The following is a 21430-nucleotide window of genomic DNA, read 5'->3' on the forward strand; positions in this document are numbered from 1 at the left end:
TCGACACGATGCTCACGGCCACGATCTTCCTTCCGCTCATGACGGGCCTCGTCGTGCTGGCGCTGCCGCGCGACCGCCCGGGTCTCGCGCGACGCGTGGCGCTCGGCGGCGCGGTCCTGACGCTCGCCGCGGCGCTGACGCTCTGGGCCGGGTTCGAGCCAGGCGCCGGCGGCCTGCAATGGCGGACGACCTTGCCTTGGATCCCGTCGGTCGGGGCGGCCTACGACGTCGCCGTCGGCGGCCTCTCCCTGTCGTTGATCCTGCTCACCGCGGTCCTGCTCACGGCGGTGATGGTCTACGCGCTGCCCGGGCACGACCGGGCGCACGCCCACGCCTTCCTGTTCCTGCTTCTCGCGACCGGGCTCATCGGCCTGTTCGCGGCCCAGGACCTGCTGCTGTTCTACCTGTTCTTCGAGGTCGGGCTGGTGCCGATGTACTTCATCGTCGGCATCTGGGGCGGGGAGCGGAGGCGCTACGCGGCGCTCAAGTTCTTCCTCTACACGCGCGCCGGCAGCCTGGCGATGTTGCTCGGCTTCCTCGCCCTCTACCTGGCGATGGAGCCGCACACCTTCTCGCTGCCGGCCATCGCGCGGGCGAGGCCGCTGGACGGCCCCTCGCTCGCCGGGAGCCTCGCCTTCCTGGCGCTGCTCTTAGGCTTCGGCGTCAAGCTCCCGGTCGTGCCGCTGCACAACTGGCTGCCCGACGCGCACGTGGAGGCGCCGACGGAGGGCAGCGTCGTCCTCGCGGGCCTGCAGCTCAAGATGGGCGGCTACGGCATGCTCGCCGTCCTGCTGCCGGTCCTCCCGGAAACCGCCTCCCGGTTCGGCTGGCTCCTCGTCGCGCTCGCGTTGGCCTCGCTCCTCTACGGCGCCCTTGCGGCGCTGGCGCAGACGGACATGAAGCGGCTCGTCGCGTACACCTCGGTCAACCACATGGGCTTCGTCACGCTCGGCGTCGCGGTCATGGCGATGGCCGGGGGGGAGGGCGCCCGGCAGCTGGCCTTCAACGGAGCCGCCGCGCAGATGGTCAGCCACGGCCTCCTCACCGGCGGCATGTTCCTGATGGTGGGCATGCTCCAGCACCGCGCCGGCACGAGGGAGATCGACCGCTTCGGAGGACTGATCGGCGCGATGCCGGCCTTCAGCGGCCTGCTCGGCCTGCTGGCATTCGGGTCGCTCGGCCTCCCCGGGCTGTCCGGCTTCATCGCCGAGTTCCAGGCCATCGGCGCCGCGCTCCAGCTCTCCGCCTGGGTCGCCGGCATCGCGGTCCTGGCCCTCATCGTGACAACGGCGGTCTATCTGAGGCTGGTCACGGGCCTCCTGATGGGCAGTGCGCCCGCCGACGCGCCGCCGCTGGCGCCGCTGACGGCGAGCGAGGCATGGTCGGCGGGCGGGCTCGCGGCGCTGTCGGTCGTCGTCGGTGTCCTGCCGGCCACCCTGGTCGCCCTCTTCGACGGCGCGACCGTCGCCCTCGCGCATCTTCGGTGACCGGCATGGACGCGATGGGCTGCATGGACCTGGGGGCGGTCGCGCCCGAGCTGGCGCTGGCCGGGACCGCGCTGGCGCTGGTGCCGTTGGCGGGCTGGGCGCGCGGCGGGTGGCGCCGCGCGCCCGCCGCGGTCGCGCTCCTCGCCCTCCTCGTCGCGATGGGCCTGACCGCCCCGATGCTCGTGGCGTCGCCGCGGGACGCCTTCTGCGGCACCTACGCCGTCGACCCGTTCAGGGCCTTCTACCAGTTGCTCGTCCAGGCGGGCGCCCTGGTCAGCCTGCTGGCGCTCGGCTCCCACTTCCGAGGGGCCGAACAGGAGCCGCAGTACCCGGTCGCGCTTCTCATGGCGACCGTCGGCGGCATGGGGCTCACGGCCGCCACGGACCTCGGCCTCATCGTGCTGTTCCTGCAGATGGTGAGCTTCCCGTCCTACCTGCTCGTCCTTCTCGTGCGCGGCGACGGCCCGGCGCAGGAAGCGACGTTGAAATACTTCCTGTACGGCGCAGCCGCGCTGGCGGTGATGGCCTATGGGCTCACCTTCCTGTTCGGCCTCACCGGCAGCCTGAACCTGCGGGCCATCGGCGCGGGGCTCGCGGGCGCGGACCGGGCGTGGGTCGCCCTGGCCTTCGGGCTCGTCGTCGTCGGCTACGGCTTCGAGGTGACGCTGGTGCCGTTCCACGTCTGGGCGCCCGACGTCTTCCAGGGCGCGACAGCCCCCGCCTCGGGCTTCGTGTCGGTGGTGCCGAAGGTCGCGGCCTTCGCCGGCCTCATGCGCTTCCTGCTGGAGGCGATGCCGGGGGGGCTCGCCGGCTGGCCGGCCGTCCTCGCGCTCGCCTCCGCGGCGACGATGACCTTCGGCAACCTCGTGGCGCTGCGTCAGCGCAGCCTGAAGCGCCTGCTGGCCTACTCCAGCATCGCGCAGGCCGGCTACGTGCTGATGGCGGTCGCGGTGGCGGACCGGGCTCACGGCGCCCTGCCGGCGGTCGCCTTCTATCTCGCGGCCTATCTCCTGATGAACCTCGCGGCCTTCACCGTGGCCGCGCAGGTCGAGCGAATGCTCGGGACCGATGCCGTGGAAGCGGTGCGCGGCCTAGGCCGGCGCGCGCCGTGGCCCGCGGCGGCGCTGGCGCTCGCGCTTCTGTCGTTGGCGGGCGTGCCGCCGCTCGCGGGCTTCGCCGGCAAGGTGTTCCTGCTCATCGCAGCCATCGACGGGGGGGTCGCCTGGCTCGCCGCGTTCGCCGCCGCGAACATGGCGGTGGCCCTCTTCTACTACGCCGCGGTCATCGCCGAGATGTACTTCCGCGAGCCGGAGCGACCGGAGGCGGTCGCCCCCGGCGCGGCCTATGCGTGGGCACTCGGGCTGTGCTCGGCGGGCACGCTGGCGCTCGGCGTCGCACCCGGCCTGGGCCAGGGGTTGGCACGGCTCGGATCGACACTGCTGCGCTAGCCAGGGATGCCCGCCACCCGACCAAGCGGGGTGAGGTCGCGCCGACCGAACGGCCCGGCGCGACCTGCCTGAAGCGGGTCTCCGCCACGGGCCTGCAACTTGCGCTTGCGAGGCGCCGCGCGGCTCGCGGCTCGCGGCCGGGGCTTCCCCGCAAACCCGGTGGGTAGCGCTCGCCCACCCCTTGTGGCGTCAAGCCGTTGGTTGCATACCGCCAACCCCTGGGCGGCGACCCACGCGCGTCGAGGGGCCACCCTCCAGTCCAGCGGAATGCCGAAGGCGGCTTCCCCCCCCCGCAAGCCCCATGCCCCAGCCCACAAGCGTCGAGCGCGCCGACCGCGTCGCCACGTTCGCCTTCGACTTCGACGCCCTGGTCGACGGCGAGGCCGACGCCTGCATCGTGCAATCCCCCCGGATCGGCGACGACGACATCACGGGGGATGCGAGCAGGCCGGCAACCGTCCGGGTCCTGCGGCAGTTGCTCGCGCCCGATGAGGCAGGCGCGTGCCGCCTCGACGAACTCCTCCCGGGGCGGCGGGCGAAGCTGGTGCTCGCCCCCGAGTACGCACTCGGGTCGCCCGACTGGGCGACGGTCGACGAGGCCGTGAGGACCTGCCCGCGCAACCTCGTGCTGATCGTGGGCTTCGGCGCGACCTCGGGGGCCTGGCTCGCCGCCTGGCTGCGCGAGCAGGGCCAGACGGGCCGTTCCGGCACGTGGGAACCCGGTCCCGGGTCGCTCGGGCCCGGCCACGTCTACGGCGGCGGCTGGGTGTGGATCCACGGGCCAGGCACCGGGACGCACTGCGTCTGCTTCCTGAAGACCTTCCTCCAGCAGCGGGACGAGGCCGCCATTCCCAACATGGGTCGCGGGGACTTCATCCTGCGCGTCAAGCTCAACGACCTGGACCTGTTCCCCTTGATCTGCGCCGAGCTCCTCCAGGAGCCGGGCGAAGGGGTCGTGACGGCGCTTCGGAGGGTTCGGCGCGCCCTGGACTCCGAGGGGGCGACGGCGAGGCCTGCCCTGGTCACCGCGTGCGTGCTTCAGGAGCCCCCGTCGAACGTCAACTGGCGTCGCGCGATAGCGGCCGCGGTGTCCTCGTCCGACGTGCGGCCGGTCCGTCTCCTAATCGCCAACCAAGCCTGCGGGCGTCCGTGCGTGGAGGAGGACCACGACCGCTGGAGATCGCTCAGCGGGGCCTTCGTCGGGTATGGCTCCTCGCCGAAGGGGTACCGCGCCTTCCCCGGCGGCCGGCCGGTCTCCCTGGACGGCATATTCCAGGGGATGGTCATCCGCGACAGCGGCCCGTGCCTCGCGGCGGGCCCGCTCGTGTTCCGGCCGCGAACCGTCGTCACGAGCCTCGACCTGTGGCGCGTCCAGACGACCGCGCCGTTGGGTGCCGACGGCCTGCTTCCCCCGCGCGGCTACGACGGGACCATTTGCGGCCACGAGCTGCACAGGCTGACCCTGCGGTGCCCCGGCAGGGACGAATGGGGCGCGGTGCTGCGCAACGGCCTGGAGCGCGTGCGGGGGCACCTGTGCGCGGCGGGCCATCCGGACGCCGCCAGCGTGCTCGCCTCGCTCCTGGGCGGCACCAGCCGTTCGCCGGTGGATGCCGACGCCTTCCATGGGGTCATGGACCGGCTCTCGGACGCGATGCATGCGCTGGCGACGCTTGCGGCCCTGGATGGCTTGCGCTGGCACGGCCGCGAGGGCTACGACGGTCAACTGAGCTTCGAGGAGGCCGAGGCGCACGTGCTCGTGTGGAACGACCCGCAGCGCACGGGCCGCGAGATGATCCGCATGCTGGAGGCCTGGGCGTTGGAGACCGGACCCTTGAGGCGCCTGGTCGTCTTCGGGGCCGGCTGCCTCCTCCCCCTCGACGAAGGGCCGGTCCAAGGGGACCGGCGGACCGAACTCACGGCGCCGCCTCCCGGCGGCGACGAGGATTGGGAGCCGCTGGCGGAGGAGGGCGGGCCCGACATCTCGGTCCCGCGCATCAGGCGCGCCGTGGCCTGCATCGGGCTGCACGAGGTCGCGGCGGTCTACGTCGACGGGGAACGCCCGGCGGAGGAGGCCCTCGCCTTGCTGGCCGACATCCTCCGGCGAGGTCGCGAGTGGCTCGCGGCGTGACCGACTGGCCCTACGCACACCTGGACCGGCTCTGCGACGAGGTGGGGCTGCGGCGGCTCGCCGCCCTGCCCGCCAGCGAGCGGACCCGGGCCGCGCCGCCGGCGGATGCCGCGATGTGGTCGGGCAGCTATGCCATGGTCGTCCTCTGGCCGGTCGGGGCCGCGGACGCCCTGGCCACGGCCGCCGCGGACGGACAGGCTTGGCTGGACGCCGTGCTGTCGGCCGCGGAGGGCGGCAAGCTTCCCATCGACGGGTACTTGGTGCTCGCGCTTCCGGGGAGGCCCGGTACGGCCGAGGGGGACGGCCTCGTGCGGCGGCTTGAGGCGTCGACCCATGTCTGCCGCAAGCACGTGATCTGGCCGGACGGGGGGAGCACCCTGGGGTGGCGGGGGCTCGTGGCCGTCAGCGCGCTCGGCTTCCCCGCCGCGCCCGCCGCGCGGGTGGTGACCCAGGGCCCCGGGCTCGACCCGGAGGTCGCGGCCCTGTGGGCGCGCATCCAGGCGCACGGCCACGCCAAGGCCGCCGCGGAGGACGGGGGGAGGAGGCGCAAGTGAGCGAGCTGCGCATCGACCGCCTGCGGGTCGAGGCTTTCCGAGGCATCAGCGGGTCGGTGGAGCTCGACCTCCGCTCGCCACTGACGCTGCTCTACGCACCGAACGGCACGGGCAAGACGACCCTCTGCGACGCCGTGGAGTGGCTCCTGACCGGCCGCGTGCAGCGCCTTTGCGCGAACGGCGACCTCGATCCGGCCGTCCTGCACGCGAAGTTCGGCGGCGGCGCGGAGCCGCGGGTCGAAGCCCACCTCTCGGTCGACGGCAGCCCTTACTTCCTTCGCCGCACGCTCGGCGGGGCATCGGGCGGCTCGACCGCAAGGGGCGCGCGGCCCGTGGCGCCGACGACCCTGCTCCGCAGGCTCGCCCCGGACGCGGCGCTTGACGGCAATCATCACCGGACCGCCAACCGCCGCCGCGAGCAGTACCTGCGCGCGACCCACATCCTCACGTCCGAGGCCCTGGCCGCGCTCGTCGACACCGACGAGGGCACCCTCGTCCGCCGCCAGGAGATCTTCACGGACCTCCTCGGCGTCCGTGAGGAATTCGATGCCGCCGACCGGCTTCGACGGTATGGCGAGGCGCTCCAGCCGTCGCAGGCGGGCCTTGAGCGGGAGGCGGAGGCCGCCGGCCGCGAGCTCGCCGCCTTGCGCGCCGAGCTCGCCGGCGCGCCGGAGGGCGATGCGGCCGACCGGGAAGCCGGGGCGGCCGAGGCGGCCCTGCGGGTCCCGCCGGCCGGCTCCGGCGAGGACCGCCTCCGCGCCGTCGCGGCGGCGGCGGCGCGGAGGCGGCAGGAGGTCGCGGCGCTCGATGCCGCGTTGGAGGCCGTCGACCGGGACTGGGCGTCGCGTCTCGCGTTCGAGCGCGACCTGCCCCTGGCCGAGCAGGCCGAACAGGAAGCCGGCGGCGCGCTCCGCGCGAGCAGGGAGAGCCTCGCCCGGATCGAGCGGGAGGAACGTGCCGCCGGCGAGGAAGCCGCCCGCCTCCGGAAGGACCTGCAGTCATTGCGCCAACTCGCCGGAGCGGTCTCCGCGAGGCTTCCTGGTCTCGTAGGGCGGGCCGCCTCCACGGGGCGCACCGATGATGGGACGTCGGCGGCGAGCCTCTCGGCCCTCAGGTCGACCCCGGAGGCAAGGCTATCCCCTGCGGACCGGCTGCGGAGGCGGTCCGAGGTCCGGGACCTCGTCCGTAGGACGACGGCGGTGCAGGCTTCCCGGGGGAGGCTCGGAGCGGCTGAGAAGGCGCTCTCGGCCGCGCGCGAGGCGCTGCCCGAGCCGGGGGAGCAGGCACGCCTGGAGAAGGAACTCGGGGATGCGCGCGCCGCCCTCGGGCAGGCGCGGGCCCGGCTGAGGGCGTTGGAGGAGCCGCTCCAGGAACTGAGAGCCGCCGGACGCGCCTTCCTCGACCATGACCACGGCGGCGCCGAGTGCCCGGTGTGCGGCCACGATTGGAAATCGTGGGAACGCCTCCGCGCCGCGGTGGGCGCGATGCTCGGCAGCGAGCCGGGCGTGGTCGGGGCCGCCGAGGAAGCCGTCGCCCAAGCGAACGTCCGCGCGGTGGCCGCGGGCCAAGCGTGGGAGGCGGTGCGGGCCGCCCTCGCGGACGTCGCCCGCCAAACGACCGCCGTGGACGCCCTTCGGGCGGAGGTCTCCGGCTTCGAGCAGGGCGTCGCCCGCCTCGGGCTTCGGCCGGAGCGGCCCGACCTCCCGGCGGCATTGCGGCGCCTCGACCTTTGGTTGGACTTGGCCGAGGAGGTCTCCGCCCTGGAGGACGCGGTGGGCAACCAGTCGCGCCTCCTGGCGACCCTGCTCCCGGGCGACACACCCGTCAGGTCGCTGGAATCGGTCTTCGCGGCTGCGGTCGAGCGTCGCTCCGCCGAACTGTCGGTGCGGCTGCAGCAGGCGGATGCGCGCGTCGCGGCGCTCGCCCAATCGCGCGCGGCCGGCGCGGCGGAGGCCGAGCGGCGCGAGGGCGAGGCGGTGCGCCTCGCCGGCCACGCGGCGGACTTGAGGAGGCGCCGGGAGGCGTTCCGTCGCGCCTGGGCCCTCGTCGCCGGGGAGGCGGTTCCGAGCGAGCGGGCGCGGGCCGCATCGCGCGAGCGGGCAAGGGCCGCGGCTACGGCGGTGGAGACGGCGGAGCGCCATCTCGCGGCAGCCCGTGCCGCTCTGACGTTCCGGCTCGGGCAGGAGCGGGTGCGGGCGTTCGAGGAGAAGCTCTCCCGGTTGGACGAGGAACTCGCCCGCATCCGCCGAAAGCGGGCGGCGGCGGACCGCGGGGTGGCGGCCTTCGAGGCTCACACCAGGCGGGTCAGCCGCGAGCGGCTGTCGGCGCTCGACGACATGGTGAACCCGCTGTTCCTGCGCATGCACGGGAACCGCGTGTACGACCGGATCGACGTCGGGGACGGCAAGGCGGGTTTCCTGCGCTGGGGCGCCGAGGCCGACGGGAAGAGCTTCGACCCTTCCCTCGAATTCAGCCAAGGCCAGCGCCAGGACTTGGCCATCGCGCTGTTCCTGGCCCGCGCTCTCAGCCTGCGCGGCACCTTCGTGCTGGACGAGCCCGTGGTTCACCTCGACGACCTGAACCGCATCGGCCTGCTCGACGTGCTGCGGGCGGCTTCGCTCTGGCAGGGCGGTCGGGTGAGGCTCCTCGTCACCACCTCCAGCCGTATGCTCGCCCGGCACCTGATCGAGAAGTTCGCGCGCGTGGAGGCTTCCTCGACCGGCGAGGCTCCGCCGCTCCGCGTCCTGGAGATGCGTGGCAACGGGCTCTCGGGCTTGGACCTCTCGGAGGTCTACCCCGTCCGGGTGCGGCGCGAGCGGCCGGCATCGGTGCCGGCCTGAGCGGTCACGGGAGGATGGTGGCGTAGATGGCGGGTGGGGAAGCGGGAGCGCGGCCGGGCGGCGCGAGGGCTTTGGCGTCTGAGCTGGAGCGCAACCTGTCCCGGGTGGACCGGGCGGCCGCGGGCGTCTGCGTCGTGCTGGCGGCGCTGGTCGCCGGCTATGCCTACGGCGCGGCGCCGGCCGGCGCCTCCGCCCTGGTCACGGCCGTGGTCATCGGCGCGGTGGCGGTCGCCAGCGCCCTTCTCGGCGGGCTCGCCGGCTTCCTCTTCGGCATCCCGCGCCTGCTCGCCCGAGGCGGTCCCGCGGCCATGGCCCCGGACGGGCAGGCTTCCGCCGGTGTGCCGGCGGACCTGGTCGGCTCGTCAGACGCCGCGCGATAGGCCAAGCCGCTTTAAGGCAACTCGAACCTGGAGGAGATCCCCGACTGGGTCACCAAGATCGGCTATCGAGAAGCTTCGGTAGATCGGCTACCGTGAGCTTCGTCTAAGCGGGTTGGCTTTCGCCGTCCCTGGGGCGGGCGTACCCGCTCCCGCGCCGGGCCAGTCCGTAAGCCCGACGACCTCGCCGGGGGCGCGACCCCGCCGGACGCACGACGGGGCGGTGATCCGCCCCGTCCCTCCTTCGCCGGCGGAGGTCCGGCCGTAGCCTCGCGTCCGCTCGCTCCGGTGGATCGCGCCTCCCGGCGCGCCCGCGCGCGTGCCACGTGCACCGCCTGTTTCGCCGAGTGCAGCCGTCGCCACGACGACCAGACATGCCTGCGCGCCTTCCTCACGGGATACGCCAGGGTGACAAGGTCGCCGCCGTCGAGCCTCACGGGGACGCAGGCCGGACCCGGCCGTGCGCCCTCGGGGGACTCTTCAGGCTTCGGCAGCCTCTCGGAGAGCCTCATCGCCCGGCGCGCGACGCACAGGGCGGCCGCCGCATGGACGCTCAACCCGTAGCGGGGAGCGTACGACACGCGGCCGATTAAGCTGGTATAGGCCGGGTTCACCCGGCGCAGCGCCACGCCGGCGCGTAGCGCGGCGGAGGCCAGCGCCCTGTCGAACTCTGAAAAGGCGAACAACGACAGTTGCCTGGCCCGGCGCGGGTGTTCCCCGCATCCGAGTTCCGCCCTCTTGGCGGCGAAGTCGAGCTTCTCGACGACGAGCGGGACGCGGAGTTCCCTCGCCAGTTCGGCGAGGCGGGCGGCGACCTGGCGGACCATGTCGAGCCGCTGCCCGTCGGTCCTGCCGTAGGCAGGAAGCGGGAAGGTCCAGGTGCCGCACGGGTTGCCGTGCACGTCGGCCAGCGTTGCGACGGCGTCGTGCTCGTTGAGGTCGATGCCGAGGGCACCGTTCTCGTAGGACAGCCTCGGCTCGGCGTATCGAACCTCTGCGGTGACCATGACGCGCCAGCCGTGCTCGTCGCGGACGAAGCGGTAGGAGACGGGCGGTCCCGGCGGTAGGGTCGGGTCGAGAGCGTGCAGCCGGTGCTGGATGAGCCAATCCGCGACGGTGTCGCGCCCGTGCTCGAACCGCAGGCCGTCGAGGACGATGGAGTGGACGCAGGTGCCCCCTGAGAGATACCCGCCGTCGGAAAGGTGGGCGACGGCGCGGGGGAGCCTGATCTCCAGGCTGAACGTGCCGTCCTTGCGCGGGTCGAGCCGGACGAACTGGTTGCCGCCGGCGAAGGCGCGGTTCCCCTCGCTGATGAACTGGCCCGACCGGGCGTCTCGCCAAGCCTTGAGCCAATCCTCGTGGCTGGCGAATCCGTTCTCGACGAGCGCGTGCTGCGCGGCGAACAGGTCGCGGGTGCCGAATGCGAGCGACGGATCCGCTGCGCGCTCGTCGAGCCGCTTGGCGTCGGCGAGCAGGCTGTCGGCCTTGCGCCTGTGCTGGTGTATCTCGTGCTTGAGGCGGTCGATCAGCTGGTCCGCCTTGTCGACCTTGGCGTGAGCTTCCGGCAGCGCATCATGAGCCTTCGCCGCGGCCATGGCCTTGCGCTTGGCGACCTTGGTGTCGGTTTCAGGATCGCGCGCAGCGGCGACGGCGTCGTGGAGCGCCTGGCGCTTGGCGTCGAGCTTCTGGCGCTTCAGCCGCTCCTTCCTGAGGCGCTTGTCCTTGGCCTCGGCCTGGACGGTCTTGGCCTTAGCCTTCTCCCGCAGGCCTTTGGCCTGGGCGGCCGCGCCCTCGCGGACGGCCTTGAGCTTGCCTTCGAGGCCGCGCCTGACATGATCTACGTGTTGCGACGTAACGTCGAAGCGCTTGTAGAGGGTAAGTTGGAGATCGCCGCTCCAGGAACGCCCCGCCTTGAAGGCGGCGTGGAGGGTGTGTTCGATGCGTCCGTGAAGGTCGCCCATGGCGTCGAGAGCCGGGTGACCCGGCAGACGCGTCTGGACGGTGGGAAAGGTGGACGGCACGCAGGCCCACAAGCGGTTGACGATATGGAACGGATCATGAACGCAGTGGCCGCCGTGTCAAGGTGGAAACTGCACCATCAACCAAAGTTTCTCGCTACCTCCAAGATCCTGGTCGGCCTGGGGCTGGTGAACGCCGGCAAGGTCGCCGACACGGTGAGGGAGGGCGGGTCCCATGTCGCCGCCCAAGGCCTGGGCGGCGCCGCGGGAGCGGAGATGGTCGTACTGTCCCTCGGCCTGTCCTCGTTCTTCCTCGGCTTCCTGTTTCTCTACCTGCAGACGCGCACCCGCATCACGCTGATGCTGTTCGCGACCGAGGGCGTGCAGGGCGAGGCCGCGCTGCCCCCGCGTGCCGTGGAGGCGGCGAACGAGGCCCGGATCACCGCCGAGGCGGACGGCGAGGCGTTGACGACCGCCATGGCCGCCCGCATCGGCAGCGCGCGCGGGCCCGCCGCGCCGGTGGCCGCCGACAGGGACGTCCTGCGGAGCCGCTTCGACGGCCTGCGGACCGCGGAGGAGTTTGCCGCCTGGGGCGCGGCGCAGGCTCGCGCCGGCAATCTGGAGGCCGCCGAGACCGCCCTACGGCGCGCCAACGCCCTCTCGCCGGACGATGTCCGCATCATGCGGCGCTTGGCGGAGCTCCGGGCCCTGCGCGGGGACTTCCGCGGGGCCGTCGAGCTGCTCGGGGAGGCGCGCGGGAAGGCTCCCGGGAACTGGCGCATTCGGCGCCAGGAGTTGCTGCTCTCGCTCTACCTGCCCCAGCCGGAGGGGTTCAGGCGAGCCCAGCCGTTGGCCGACGCCCTCGCCGACCATCCCGAGGCAGGCACCGACCCGATGGTTCACGTGTGGAGGGCCTGCGCCTACGGTCAGAAGCATCGTTGGCTGCGTGAGACCAACGCCGGCGAGGCCGCCCTGCGCGAGGCCCGGGGCGCGGCCCTCGCATCCACCGGGCGCGCAATCGAGCTAGCGCCCGATCCGGCGAGCGTGCCGCGAATACTTCTCCGCCGCCTGCTTGACCCCCGGGCGGCGCAGGGCGACCCATCGGAGAACGACCTTGAGGACTTCAAGGACGACGGGGCCTTCCGGGAGCTCATCCTCGGAGCCGCGGCTCAGCCTCCCGTGTCGTCCGCAGGTCCGTGACCACACGCATCGTGCAAGCCCCTGCCTCCGGGCATAAGGTCAACGATGCCAGGGCGCAGGGGATTGAACCTTGGACTTGTCCCTGCCAACCAATGCCCGCGCGCTACCGCTTGAACCGGAACATCTCCCGTTCCTGCAAGTGCCACCTTGTGTGGTGCCCGAATTGCCGACGCGCCGTACTGCAATCCCCCTTAACGACTCCCGCGTCAGGGCGCTGCTCGCCGAGGTCTGCGCGGAAACGGGGTCCGACCTGATCAAAACGGAGGTCATGCCCGACCGCGTCCACATGCTCGTCGACTGCGGCCCCCAGTTCGGCACCCGCAATACTGGTCAATTCCCTAGAGGGCAGGACGTCGCGCATACTCCGCCAGGAACACCCGCCACTCTGTTCGCGCCTGCCGAGCCTCTGGGCTAACAGCTACTTCTCCTCAAACGTCGGGGGCGCGCCCCTCGCGGCGGTCAGCCGGCCGGGACGGCGCCCCCGATGTCGCGAGCGTCCTCGGCCACCATGCGGATGAGCGCCAGCGCGTGGCGGCGACGCGTGAACGGCTCGCGGTAATGCGAACGGGTCCGCGGGGACCTGCGGATGCGCAGGGCCTCGTCGAAGATGCCCCGCCACTCGGCCGGAAAGGTGATCAGCCCGTAGAGGCCCGCGTCCGATCTCGATGGGACCACGCCGGTCGCGAGGACGTAGTGGTACCGGCAGACGTCGAGGACGGTTCGCGAGACCGTCCCAGGGCGCAGGAGCGAGAGGCCGTCCCGCGAGAGGAGCCGCGACGCTCGGGAGAACCAGGGGAGCCAATGCTCGTCGAGGTCGCGCAGGACGCTGCGCTCCAGGCCGGGCTGGTCCATCCAGACCGACGCGCCGGCGCTCATCGGCCCGCGTACCGTCACCGCGTCGGCCGCCAGGACGCCCCATGTGAGAGGGTGCCGTCCGTGGCGCCGGGACATGCAGAAGCGGCCGGCGAGGACGCAGGGGCCGTCCGGCGTAGCGAACGGACCCGCCCGCACCTCGTCCCAAGTCAGGTACAACCCGTCGAGCGTGAGCAGGGAGCCCTCGCCGGCCAGCCGCCAATGGGCTCGCGCGAGCGCCGCGAGGGCCGCCTCGGTCGGTCGCCCGCCCGTAACGGCGACGAAATCGAGGTCGCTCCAGCCTGGCTGGAAGTCGCCCAACGCGATGGAACCGACGAGGTAGAGCGCCTCGACGAGGCCCGGCGCCGCGTGATCGACCGCGGCGAGGTAAGCCTCCACCGTGCGCAGGACGAGAGGGTGCAGCGCCGCCACGGGGCCTCAGCCGATCCGCGTCCCGCGCGGCCCCAGGGCTTTCCTGACCATGCCCACGCATGACAGCCCCGTCGCGGTCGCTGCGGTCGCCGGGGAGAGCAGGATGCCTCGGGCCGGACAGAGCACCCCTGCCACGAGCGGCGCGCCGAGGGTCCAAACCCGATCAGCGTGACCCTGTGAATGGCCGCAGGGGATGGCGAGCAGATCTCCTTGTGGAACCCGGCTCCCTTCCTCTGATGCGATGCCTGAGTGAAGGCGGCGGAGACTACATTGGACATGCTCCGGCGGCACGGCCGAGACGGCGCGGAGCACGTCGCCAAGCAACGCGCGCTCGTAGCCCGACCGAGGTCGGATGGCCCGCCAATTGAACAGGCGGAAGCGCTCCTCGGTGCTTCCGAGATCCCCCAACGCCAGCACGAGGTGCACCTCGCGCAGGCAGAAGGGGAGCAGGGGTGAGATCTGCTTCGATTCGGGAGCAGCCCTCGCAAGGTCAAGCCGGTTCGGTTTCGACCCTGGGACGTCGTAGGCGAACGCGAGTAAGTTCTGCCGGATAAGGCTTCGCGGCCGGTCCCGGCGGATCTTCGGACGCATCGGGCAGGCGCAGACCGCGCCTTCCGGACCCGCCGTCGGCCCCACGGCCCTGTTGGCGCCCCGCAAGCAGCGTCCCGTGTCGGGGATGAACGATGGCCGGCAGCCCGCCAAGCGGTGACGATGGGCCACTGCTCCGTGTGCGGCACGGTGGAGGGTTGCGACAGGACGGACCCGCATGCCGCCCACCGGGTTGCGCCCGACCGCGGCATCCGCCCTGCCGCGTGCGGGCCCGGCGTGCCGGGCGCGACCTTCGTGCGAACGGCGGCCCTGGGCCATGGATGGGTCCTTCCCCGCCATCGATGTTCAGCCGCCCCGCATGATCCGCTCGGTCCGCGCCTCGATGGCGCGGATGCGCGCGACGTGCTCGGCCCAGATGCGGCGGTTCAGGGCGGACAACGCGGCCTGCCGGGCGCGCCCGGCCGCGGGCAAGGGTGAGGGCACATCGGCCCGGGTCACGGCCGGCGGGGCGGGGGAGAGCAGGGGCGCTCCGGTCGACGCGAGGCGCTGGCGCGCACGCTCGCAATACCCTGCGGAACGCGGGGTCATGCGCTCCTCCCCGTGCCCGGCCCGGTACTTCATCAGCGCGCGGCAGAGATCGCCCCCCGCGAGCTTCCACGCTCGCGCGAGGTATGCGACGCCGAAGCGGATGTTGGTCTCCGGGTCGAGCAGGTCGGTGGCCGGGCCGACGTGTCCGAGCATCGCGGCGGTCGAGGGGCGGACCTGCATCAGCCCGAGCTCCCCCACCGCGCCCCGTGCGCCCGGGTCGTAGCCGCTTTCCACGTACGCGACCGCGTCGGCGACCGCGGGGGGAAGGCCGCGGCGCAGGGCCTCGCGAGTAAGCACCTCCCGGTAGGACGCGTTGCCGGCCGCCTCCCTGGTGTCCGCGGTGGGCGCGTCGGTCGGGCGCAGGGCCGCGGGCGCCACGGCCCCGGATGCCTCCGGCCGCACCGCCGGGACCTCGGCGGCGGACGATGCCGCCACGAGCGGCGCGCCGCAGGCAAGCAGAACCGGCAGCGTCGCGATCCGCCCGAGGCCGCGGAGGAGCGGCGCGCAGGCGCCGATCCCCCTCATCTGCCTTTCTGGATGCGGGTGATGGCGATGGAGCCGTTCACGCGGTCGGCCGAGAACCGAACCTTCTCGCCAGGCTTGAGGCCCTTGAGCATGGCCGGGTCCTGGACGCGGTAGGCCATCGTCATCGCGTCCATGTCAATGTTGGGGATGCGCTCGTGGTCGAGCGTGACCTTGCCGGCCGCCTCGTCGACCTTCTGAACGGTGCCGGCGACCAGCGGCCCGGTCGGAGCGGGCGCAGGCGCAGGCGAGGGCGGCTTCTCCGGGGCCGGGGCGGACGGCGTGCGCGGCGCCCCCGCCTGCGCCTGGCGGTCGAGCGGGCCTTGGCCCGAGGGCGTTTGGTTCGGTTGCGCCTGGTAGTCAGGCTGGCGGCTGCGCACCTGCCATTCCTTTATGGCGTCGATCTTCTTCTGCTCCCCTCGCTGGATCGCCTCGGCCATCTCGCGCAACTGCCGGTCGCCGCCGTAGTCGAGCTGCGCCTTGGCGAGGAAGAGCGTCTCCTCGTAGCTCGCGATCAGAAGTTCGGCGAAGTCCCTGTCCGGGTCACCCGTGAGCTTCGTGTCCTTGAAGCGGTTCGCCATGACCTCGCGAACGCGTTCCATCGCGGCCGCGGCACCCTTGGCGGGCTGGGCCCGCGCGGCGAGCGGGCCCGTGACGGCGAGCGCGAGGCAGAGGGCACCAGTCAGCATTGGGCGTCGCATCTGTGTCGTCTCCATGCGGTTCGGCCTGCCGCGCGAGGCCGGGGAGCGGCGCCCCGCCTCGCGCCTCAGGCACCTGGCGTCTCTACTGCGCCTTCCGGATCTTGGTCACGGTGTACTGCCCGTCGACTTGGTCCGCGTCGAACAGGACCTTGTCGCCGGCTTTCAAGTCCTTCAGGTCAGACGGATCCTTGACCTTGTAGGCCATCGTCATCGCGTCCATGTCGAGCTTCGGAATGGCAGCGTGGTCGAGCGTGACCTTGCCCTCCGTCTGGTCGACCTTCGTGACCGTTCCCTTGACGGACTGGGCGAGTGCCGGGCCCGGGACGGAGAGCAGCGCCGCCAAGGCGGCGATGGATGCAAGGTGCTTCATGGTGGTCTCCTCTTTCGCTCGTTCCGCTGCGCGGGCGCGGGTCCTGGATGGGGGGGCTGGTTCCCGGCCCGCGCAGCGGTTGCCGGAGGCGGCGACAGCCGCCCCCGAACCCTGGTGCCTTCAAGATCGGCCGGGGAGGGGGGGGAGGGGGGGGTGGGGGGGGGGGCCGGAGGGGACCTTGTTCCCTCGATCCCCCCCCCCCCCCCCCCACCCCCTCCCCCCCCCCCCCCCCCCGCCCCGGTACGGTCAGTGGTTCCCGTGGCCGCCCATGGTCGAGGCGGTGCGCCGGGTGCGAGGGTCGACGGCGCGCCACTCGGTCGCCCGCGCCCGCCTGCCTTTCGGCGTGTCCGGGGACCGGTTGGGCTCGGGCAAGGGCTCGCCCGTCCACTCGTAGGCGACCGTGCGCGGCGGGTGCTGGTACCAGCCCGGGTCACGGTAATCGCCCGCCGCGAGGCCCGGCCGCACCTTCAGCACGGTGAACATGCCGCCCATCTCGACCGACCCGAACGGGCCGGCGCCGGTCATCATGGGCAGCGTGTTCTCCGGCAGCGGCATCTCCATCTCGGACATCATGCCGCCGCCCGTGGAGCCCATCGGCATGTAGCCGGGCGCGACCTTCTGGATTTGCTTGGCCGTGCTCTTGAGGTTCACGCCGATGTAGGTGCGCACGGAATGGCCCATGGCGTTCATGGTGTGGTGCGACTTGTGGCAGTGGATCGCCCAGTCACCCGGGGCATCGGCGTTGAACTCGATGGCCCGCATCTGCCCGACCGCGACGTCGACGGACACCTCGCTCCACTGCCTGTTCTCCTCGATCCAGCCGCCGTCGGTCCCCGTGACCTTGAAGTCGACCCCGTGGACGTGGATGGGGTGATTGGTCATGGTCAGGTTGCCGAAGCGCAAGCGGACCTTGTCGCCCTGGCGCGCGACAATGGGGTCGATGCCCGGCCAGACCCGGCTGTTGAAGCACCACATGTTCATGTCGAGCATCGTGTTGACCTTAGGCACGTAGGACCCGGCCTCGATGTCGTAGGCGTTCAGGAGCCACACGAAGTCGCGGTCGACGCGCCGCTCGGCGGGATCGCGGGGGTGCACGACGAAGAAGCCCATCATGCCCATCGCCATCTGGATCATTTCGTCCGAGTGCGGGTGGTACATGAAGGTGCCGGAACGCCTGAGGATGAACTCGTAGACGAAGGTCTTGCCCGGCGGGATTCCGGGTTGGTTGAGGCCGGCGACCCCGTCCATGCCGTTGGGCAGTTGCTGGCCGTGCCAGTGGACCGCCGTCGCCTCCGGCAGCCGGTTGGTGACGAAGATGCGGACCTTGTCGCCCTCGACCGCCTCGATGGTCGGCCCGGGCGACTGCCCGTTGTAGCCCCACAGCCGCGCGACCATGCCCGGCGACATCTCCCGCTCGACGGGCTCGGCGACGAGGTGGAACTCCTTCCAATCGCCTCGCATCCGCCACGGCAGGGTCCAGCCGTTCAGCGTCACCACCGGTTGGTAGTCCGGCCCGCTCGTCGGGTAGAGCGGCGGCTGCATGGTCGCCTTGTCCATGATGGGCGCCTCGGGCAGGCTCGCGCCCTGCACCCGCCCGCTGACCATCGAGGTGCCGGCCAGGACGAGGCCCCCGGCGCCGAGCAGCCCCCTGCGTGAGAACTCGGTCATGATGTGCTTCCCCTTTCCTTGCGACACGGCGCGCTCAACCACCCGGCGTGGCGCCGGCGAGGGTCGCCCCGCCGCCGCCGGCGACTCCCTCGACGCCGGCGCTCTCGCCACCGAAGCTGCCGCCCGTGAAACCGCCGCCGATGGTGGCAGCCCTGAGGTCGGTGGCCGCGATCCAGAAGTCGCGCTGGGCCTCGATGGCCTGGATGTTGCTGAGGATGCGGGCACGCGCATCGACGATGAGCGTCGTCACGTCGACCAGCATGCCGCTGTACTGCAATAGCGCCTGATCCTGGATCGTCTTGCGCAGCGGCAGCACGCTGCCCTGGTAGTGGCGCGTGATGTCATACTGGCCGCGGTAGCGTTGGTACGCCTCGCGCACTTCCGAGCGGGCGTTCACGGCACGTTCGGCCAACCGATGGGCGGACCCTAGGTAAGCTTCCTTGGCCCCCCTGATGGCCGTCGTCCCGAAATCGTAGATGGGGATGGTGAGGTCCAGGGAGTAGCCTTGCCGGAACGTCTTATCCCGGGTCACCGTCACGCCGCCCTGGTCGTTCCGCTCGAACGACTTCGACCGGTCGTAGACGTCCGCGTAGCCCAGGTCGAAGGCGCTGATGAAGCCGCTCACCTGGTTGAGGCCGTACTGGCCCGCCAGGGCCTGCAGCTCCAGGCGGGCCGCCTGCAGGTCCGTGCGCTTGCGGACCGCCTCCGCCTCGATCCGCGCCCCGGGCACGAGCCTGCCGGGCAGCGGGGGAAGTCCGTTCGGGAGCTTGAAATTGGTCTCGCGGTCCCACAGGCCCATCAGGCGGACGAGCTTCTCGCGCTCGACGCGCTGGAGCACCCGGGCCTTGGCGAGCTGGGCACCCAATTCGCTGTAGAAGGCATGCTCGCGGGCCTGCTCCAGCTTGTTGAGCGCGCCGGTCTCGCCGAGTTGCTTGGCCAGGGTCGAGGCCGATTCGGTCGCGGCGAGCGCCTGCTCCAGGTATGCGACCGACTGGTTGGCCGACACGCTGCGGTAGAACTGGCGCCGGGTCTCGCCGGCGAGGCGCAGCACCTGCTCGGCGGCCCGGTACTGGTCGGCGCGGAAGCGCTGGCGGGCGATCTCGGCCCGCACCGGCAGCGTCGCCAACTCGAACAGGCTGACGACGAGGGACCGCTCGATCTCCAGGGAGAGGTCCCCGGCGTCGCGCGTGATGGACAGTCTCGGGGAGGGCGGCAGGGTTGCCTGGACGTACTGGGCCTCGGACACCCCGAGGTCGTTGAAGGCGGCCTGCAGCCCTCGGTTCTTCAGGAGCGCGACCTGCACCGCCGTGTCGGCCGTGAGCGGCCGGCGCAACAGTTGGTCGGCCCGGGCGTCGGCGGTGAGCGCGACCCCCTCGTCCGCCACCTTGACGATGTCCTTTCGGAGCTCGACGGACGCGTAGCGGCTGGCCACCGACAGGCCGCCATCCGGCGTGAAGCTGGCGCAGCCGCCGAGCAGCAACCCGAGCCCCGCCAGCCCGGCGGTGGCCCGGGTCAGGCGCGCGCCGCCGGCCGGGATGGCCGGCCGTCCTTCGATCCGCCCGTGGTGCGTCGTCATCGCGTCCCCTTCACGAGGGAGTTCGGGGCGGGGGTCGAAAAGGTGACAGGCCGCCATCACCGTCCTCCAGTGTCGCGCTTGCCGCCCATCCCGGGCATGTTCATGCCCGGCATGTTCGAGTGGTCCATGCCGCCGGACCCCGGCCCGTCCTGGGGCTTGCCCATGCCGGGCATACGGGAGTGGTCCATGCCCTCCATGCCGGGCATCCCCCCCATACTCCCCTGGCCTGGCTTGGGCGCCACGGCCCGGTTGAGCTCGCGCCAGTCCTTCGGGTCGACGACGTCGAAGCGTTTCACGCCGGCGGTCACGCCCGCGTAGCGAGGGCCCTGGACCGGGATGTCCGGGCGGGCCGCGAGCACGAGCCAATCAGGGGCGGCGCTCGGCACGCAGGCGGCGAGCGGCACGGCCGCCACGAGGGTGGCGGATCTCAGTATCCGAAGCATCTTGAGCATCCCGAACGGGGGCGGCCGGCCGCGGGCGATGACCCGCGGGCGTGGGCGTGGCGACGACATCGCTGCCTAGGCGACGCGGGGCGTGGATGCGGCGCGCAGGCGGTCGGCTTGGTTCAGGGAGCGCGACCGGCGCGAAGGCACGGCCCTACGGACGCGGGATGCGCGTCCGCGCGCGTCACGCGATGCGCCTGGGTGGTCGCTCGATGCGCGTGGGGCGAAGGTCCGGCGCGCCGTCGTCCTGAGGCAGCACGAGGCGGTCGGACACGTGCGTGTTCACGCTCGGCCCCGCCCACGCCGTCGAGGGCAGCGCGGCTTGGCACGCGAGGGCGCAGCAGGTCCCGAGGCACGCCGCGGCCCGCTTCTGCGCTGGTCCGTGATGATGGGCGTGATGGTCGGACGCACTCGCTCCGTGCGCATGCCCGCCGTGGCCATGGTGGCGAGCATGGCTTTCGCCGCCGGCCGGGGCATCGCCCGCGTCCGCCGCGCCACCGTGCGGGTGCACGGCCTGGCCGTGGCCCGCGGATGCGTGCCCGGCCATCGTGCACGGGGCCAGCGGCGCGAAAGCGAAGGCTATCGCGACGCAGGCAACGGCAAGGAGGCGTGCGAACGTCAAGGCTGCGGCGGTCCCACAAACGCGTCCGGACCCTTGCATGACGGCCACGTCGGGGCAACGCACACAAGGCTTAAACAAGCCTGAAAACCAGTGCTGTTGGAAAGAAACAACAACTTGCGACATCATGGTCACCGATTTGGAACCGCCCGGGTCCATGCCCGGGCCGGCCACCATCGGCCGTGCCGCGTGTTCCCGGTGCGGCCGACCCCTCAGCCGCTTGGCAGCGAATGCAGGTCGCGCCCTTCGTCTCGACGGACGACGCTTGGTACCCTACGCGCTCGCTCGGCCTGCACGGCGACGCGGATGGCTCCGGGGGTGCACCCCGATGTTTCGCAGCCCACGAGCCGACCTGCCCCGGAGCCGAGTTCCGATTACGCGCTTGCAGGCGGCACGGGGACCGCGCCCGCCGCGACATGGAGGCGCCTGGACCTGGGTCCGGCGCGTCCGCCGGCCAGGAAGGTCGATGGCGCCGTCCCCCGTCCGGCGCCGATGCCGCGGTGGTCACGGTGCGCGTGGAGAACTGACGTGGCGAACTTCGGCAAGGCCAACACCCCGTGACGAGGGGCGGCACGCGCAGCCGGCGAGCGCGTCGTGTCGGTCATTGACGGCTGCCGCCGTCCCCGCCCTAACCCCAAGGGGGTATGAGCTTCGGCGGGTTGCGCGGCAGCCGTCACGACCGCCTGCCGAGCCCCCCGTTCCCCAGTCAGTCGTCGTCGTGATGGTGGTCGTGGTCGTGATGCTTCTCCACGATCACCTCGTGCCCATGGTCGCGGTGTCCCTCGGCCGTCGGGTGGTGGCGATGCTCATCCGTGACGTGCTCATGGTGGTCGCGGCCAACGCGGACACCGTCGGGGCCGACATCGACGTGCTGCGCGTAGGAAATCGACCCGGCGAGAAGGAAGACGGCGGCGGCCAGGGGGATGGAAGCATATCTCTTTACCATGGGTTCCTCCGAGATGAGTGAGGGTCAGTTTCTGCGGTGAGGTGGCGAGTTCCGAAGCGTGCGCCTCACGGGAACTCCCGTACCAGGCCCGCGCCTACACCCGTTACTCGCCGTAGCAAGCGTAGGAAGGTCCGTGGTGGCAGGTATCGTGATCGTGCTCCGCGTAGTGGCC

The 21430-nt window shown here is 72.2% G+C and carries 16 protein-coding genes and 1 pseudogene; 9 read left to right on the forward strand and 8 right to left on the reverse strand.

Annotation, left to right across the window (positions count from 1 at the left end; all coding sequences use genetic code 11):
- Positions 1-8: 8 nt before the first annotated feature.
- The 6 genes from ACW9J6_RS13045 to ACW9J6_RS13070 all read left to right on the forward strand — a co-directional run bounded on the left by ACW9J6_RS13045 (position 9) and on the right by ACW9J6_RS13070 (position 8837).
- Positions 9-1487, forward strand: coding sequence for a complex I subunit 4 family protein (locus ACW9J6_RS13045; protein ID WP_457116910.1), 1479 nt, complete (start codon positions 9-11; stop codon positions 1485-1487).
- A 5-nt stretch (positions 1488-1492) separates the two neighbouring features.
- Positions 1493-2935, forward strand: a complete 1443-nt coding sequence (locus ACW9J6_RS13050; RefSeq protein ID WP_457116911.1) for an NADH-quinone oxidoreductase subunit N — start codon at positions 1493-1495, stop codon at positions 2933-2935.
- Positions 2936-3236: 301 nt separating this feature from the next.
- On the forward strand, positions 3237-5063 hold the full coding sequence (locus ACW9J6_RS13055; protein ID WP_457116912.1) for an ABC-three component system protein: 1827 nt from the start codon (positions 3237-3239) through the stop codon (positions 5061-5063).
- Complete coding sequence (locus ACW9J6_RS13060) at positions 5060-5617, forward strand: hypothetical protein (protein WP_457116913.1); 558 nt, start codon at positions 5060-5062, stop codon at positions 5615-5617. The genes ACW9J6_RS13055 and ACW9J6_RS13060 overlap by 4 nt, the downstream gene beginning before the upstream one ends.
- Positions 5614-8457, forward strand: coding sequence for an AAA family ATPase (locus ACW9J6_RS13065; protein ID WP_457116914.1), 2844 nt, complete (start codon positions 5614-5616; stop codon positions 8455-8457). Before ACW9J6_RS13060 ends, ACW9J6_RS13065 begins: the two co-directional genes overlap by 4 nt.
- A 71-nt stretch (positions 8458-8528) precedes the next feature.
- Positions 8529-8837 carry a hypothetical protein gene (locus ACW9J6_RS13070; RefSeq protein WP_457116915.1) on the forward strand — a complete coding sequence of 103 codons (309 nt, stop codon included), beginning with the start codon at positions 8529-8531 and terminating at the stop codon, positions 8835-8837.
- 62 nt (positions 8838-8899) lie between these two features.
- On the opposite strand, the gene ACW9J6_RS13075 is transcribed toward ACW9J6_RS13070, so the two are convergent.
- Entirely contained in the window at positions 8900-10795 is a 1896-nt protein-coding gene (locus ACW9J6_RS13075) for an IS200/IS605 family accessory protein TnpB-related protein (RefSeq protein WP_457116916.1), read from the reverse strand.
- Between ACW9J6_RS13075 and ACW9J6_RS13080 the strand changes: the two genes are divergently transcribed.
- Both ACW9J6_RS13080 and tnpA read left to right on the forward strand, forming a co-directional pair.
- Entirely contained in the window at positions 10781-11992 is a 1212-nt protein-coding gene (locus ACW9J6_RS13080; protein ID WP_457116917.1) for a tetratricopeptide repeat protein, read from the forward strand. The two genes, ACW9J6_RS13075 and ACW9J6_RS13080, sit on opposite strands and share 15 nt — an antisense overlap.
- Positions 11993-12084: 92 nt before the next feature.
- Positions 12085-12510 (forward strand): annotated as a pseudogene (gene tnpA, locus ACW9J6_RS13085) (IS200/IS605 family transposase).
- Here tnpA and ACW9J6_RS13090 read toward each other — a convergent pair.
- From ACW9J6_RS13090 to ACW9J6_RS13120, 7 genes are all read right to left on the reverse strand, one after another.
- The gene (locus ACW9J6_RS13090; protein ID WP_457116918.1) at positions 12452-13276 is read right to left on the reverse strand and encodes a nucleotidyltransferase domain-containing protein; all 825 of its coding nucleotides are present in this window, start codon (positions 13274-13276) and stop codon (positions 12452-12454) included. The pseudogene tnpA and the gene ACW9J6_RS13090 overlap by 59 nt on opposite strands.
- A gap of 894 nt (positions 13277-14170) precedes the next feature.
- On the reverse strand, positions 14171-14938 hold the full coding sequence (locus ACW9J6_RS13095; RefSeq protein WP_457116919.1) for a transglycosylase SLT domain-containing protein: 768 nt from the start codon (positions 14936-14938) through the stop codon (positions 14171-14173).
- On the reverse strand, positions 14935-15624 hold the full coding sequence (locus ACW9J6_RS13100; RefSeq protein ID WP_457116920.1) for a copper-binding protein: 690 nt from the start codon (positions 15622-15624) through the stop codon (positions 14935-14937). The genes ACW9J6_RS13095 and ACW9J6_RS13100 overlap by 4 nt, the downstream gene beginning before the upstream one ends.
- 94 nt (positions 15625-15718) lie before the next feature.
- Positions 15719-16006 carry a copper-binding protein gene (locus tag ACW9J6_RS13105; protein ID WP_457116921.1) on the reverse strand — a complete coding sequence of 96 codons (288 nt, stop codon included), beginning with the start codon at positions 16004-16006 and terminating at the stop codon, positions 15719-15721.
- Between the two features lie 246 nt (positions 16007-16252).
- Positions 16253-17674 (reverse strand): multicopper oxidase family protein, encoded by a 1422-nt coding sequence (locus ACW9J6_RS13110; protein ID WP_457116922.1) that lies wholly within the window; start codon positions 17672-17674, stop codon positions 16253-16255.
- Positions 17675-17708: 34 nt separating this feature from the next.
- A complete protein-coding gene (locus ACW9J6_RS13115; protein ID WP_457116923.1) occupies positions 17709-19250 on the reverse strand; it encodes a TolC family protein in 1542 nt (513 codons plus the stop codon).
- Between the two features lie 56 nt (positions 19251-19306).
- On the reverse strand, positions 19307-19693 hold the full coding sequence (locus ACW9J6_RS13120; RefSeq protein ID WP_457116924.1) for a hypothetical protein: 387 nt from the start codon (positions 19691-19693) through the stop codon (positions 19307-19309).
- A 1340-nt stretch (positions 19694-21033) separates the two neighbouring features.
- On the opposite strand from ACW9J6_RS13120, the gene ACW9J6_RS13125 reads away from it, so the two are divergent.
- Complete coding sequence (locus tag ACW9J6_RS13125; RefSeq protein ID WP_457116925.1) at positions 21034-21279, forward strand: hypothetical protein; 246 nt, start codon at positions 21034-21036, stop codon at positions 21277-21279.
- The last annotated feature ends 151 nt before the right edge of the window (positions 21280-21430 follow it).

The organism is Methylobacterium sp. JK268 (genome assembly GCF_054052225.1).

Coding starts and splice junctions, on each gene's coding strand:
- ACW9J6_RS13075 (WP_457116916.1), bottom strand. CDS start 10,795: ATGGGCGACCTTCACGGACGCATCGAACACACCCTCCACGCCGCCTTC.
- ACW9J6_RS13050 (WP_457116911.1), top strand. CDS start 1,493: ATGGACGCGATGGGCTGCATGGACCTGGGGGCGGTCGCGCCCGAGCTG.
- ACW9J6_RS13045 (WP_457116910.1), top strand. CDS start 9: ATGCTCACGGCCACGATCTTCCTTCCGCTCATGACGGGCCTCGTCGTG.
- ACW9J6_RS13125 (WP_457116925.1), top strand. CDS start 21,034: ATGGTGGTCGTGGTCGTGATGCTTCTCCACGATCACCTCGTGCCCATG.
- ACW9J6_RS13105 (WP_457116921.1), bottom strand. CDS start 16,006: ATGAAGCACCTTGCATCCATCGCCGCCTTGGCGGCGCTGCTCTCCGTC.
- ACW9J6_RS13100 (WP_457116920.1), bottom strand. CDS start 15,624: ATGCTGACTGGTGCCCTCTGCCTCGCGCTCGCCGTCACGGGCCCGCTC.
- ACW9J6_RS13095 (WP_457116919.1), bottom strand. CDS start 14,938: ATGAGGGGGATCGGCGCCTGCGCGCCGCTCCTCCGCGGCCTCGGGCGG.
- ACW9J6_RS13055 (WP_457116912.1), top strand. CDS start 3,237: ATGCCCCAGCCCACAAGCGTCGAGCGCGCCGACCGCGTCGCCACGTTC.
- ACW9J6_RS13110 (WP_457116922.1), bottom strand. CDS start 17,674: ATGACCGAGTTCTCACGCAGGGGGCTGCTCGGCGCCGGGGGCCTCGTC.
- ACW9J6_RS13115 (WP_457116923.1), bottom strand. CDS start 19,250: ATGACGACGCACCACGGGCGGATCGAAGGACGGCCGGCCATCCCGGCC.
- ACW9J6_RS13120 (WP_457116924.1), bottom strand. CDS start 19,693: ATGCTTCGGATACTGAGATCCGCCACCCTCGTGGCGGCCGTGCCGCTC.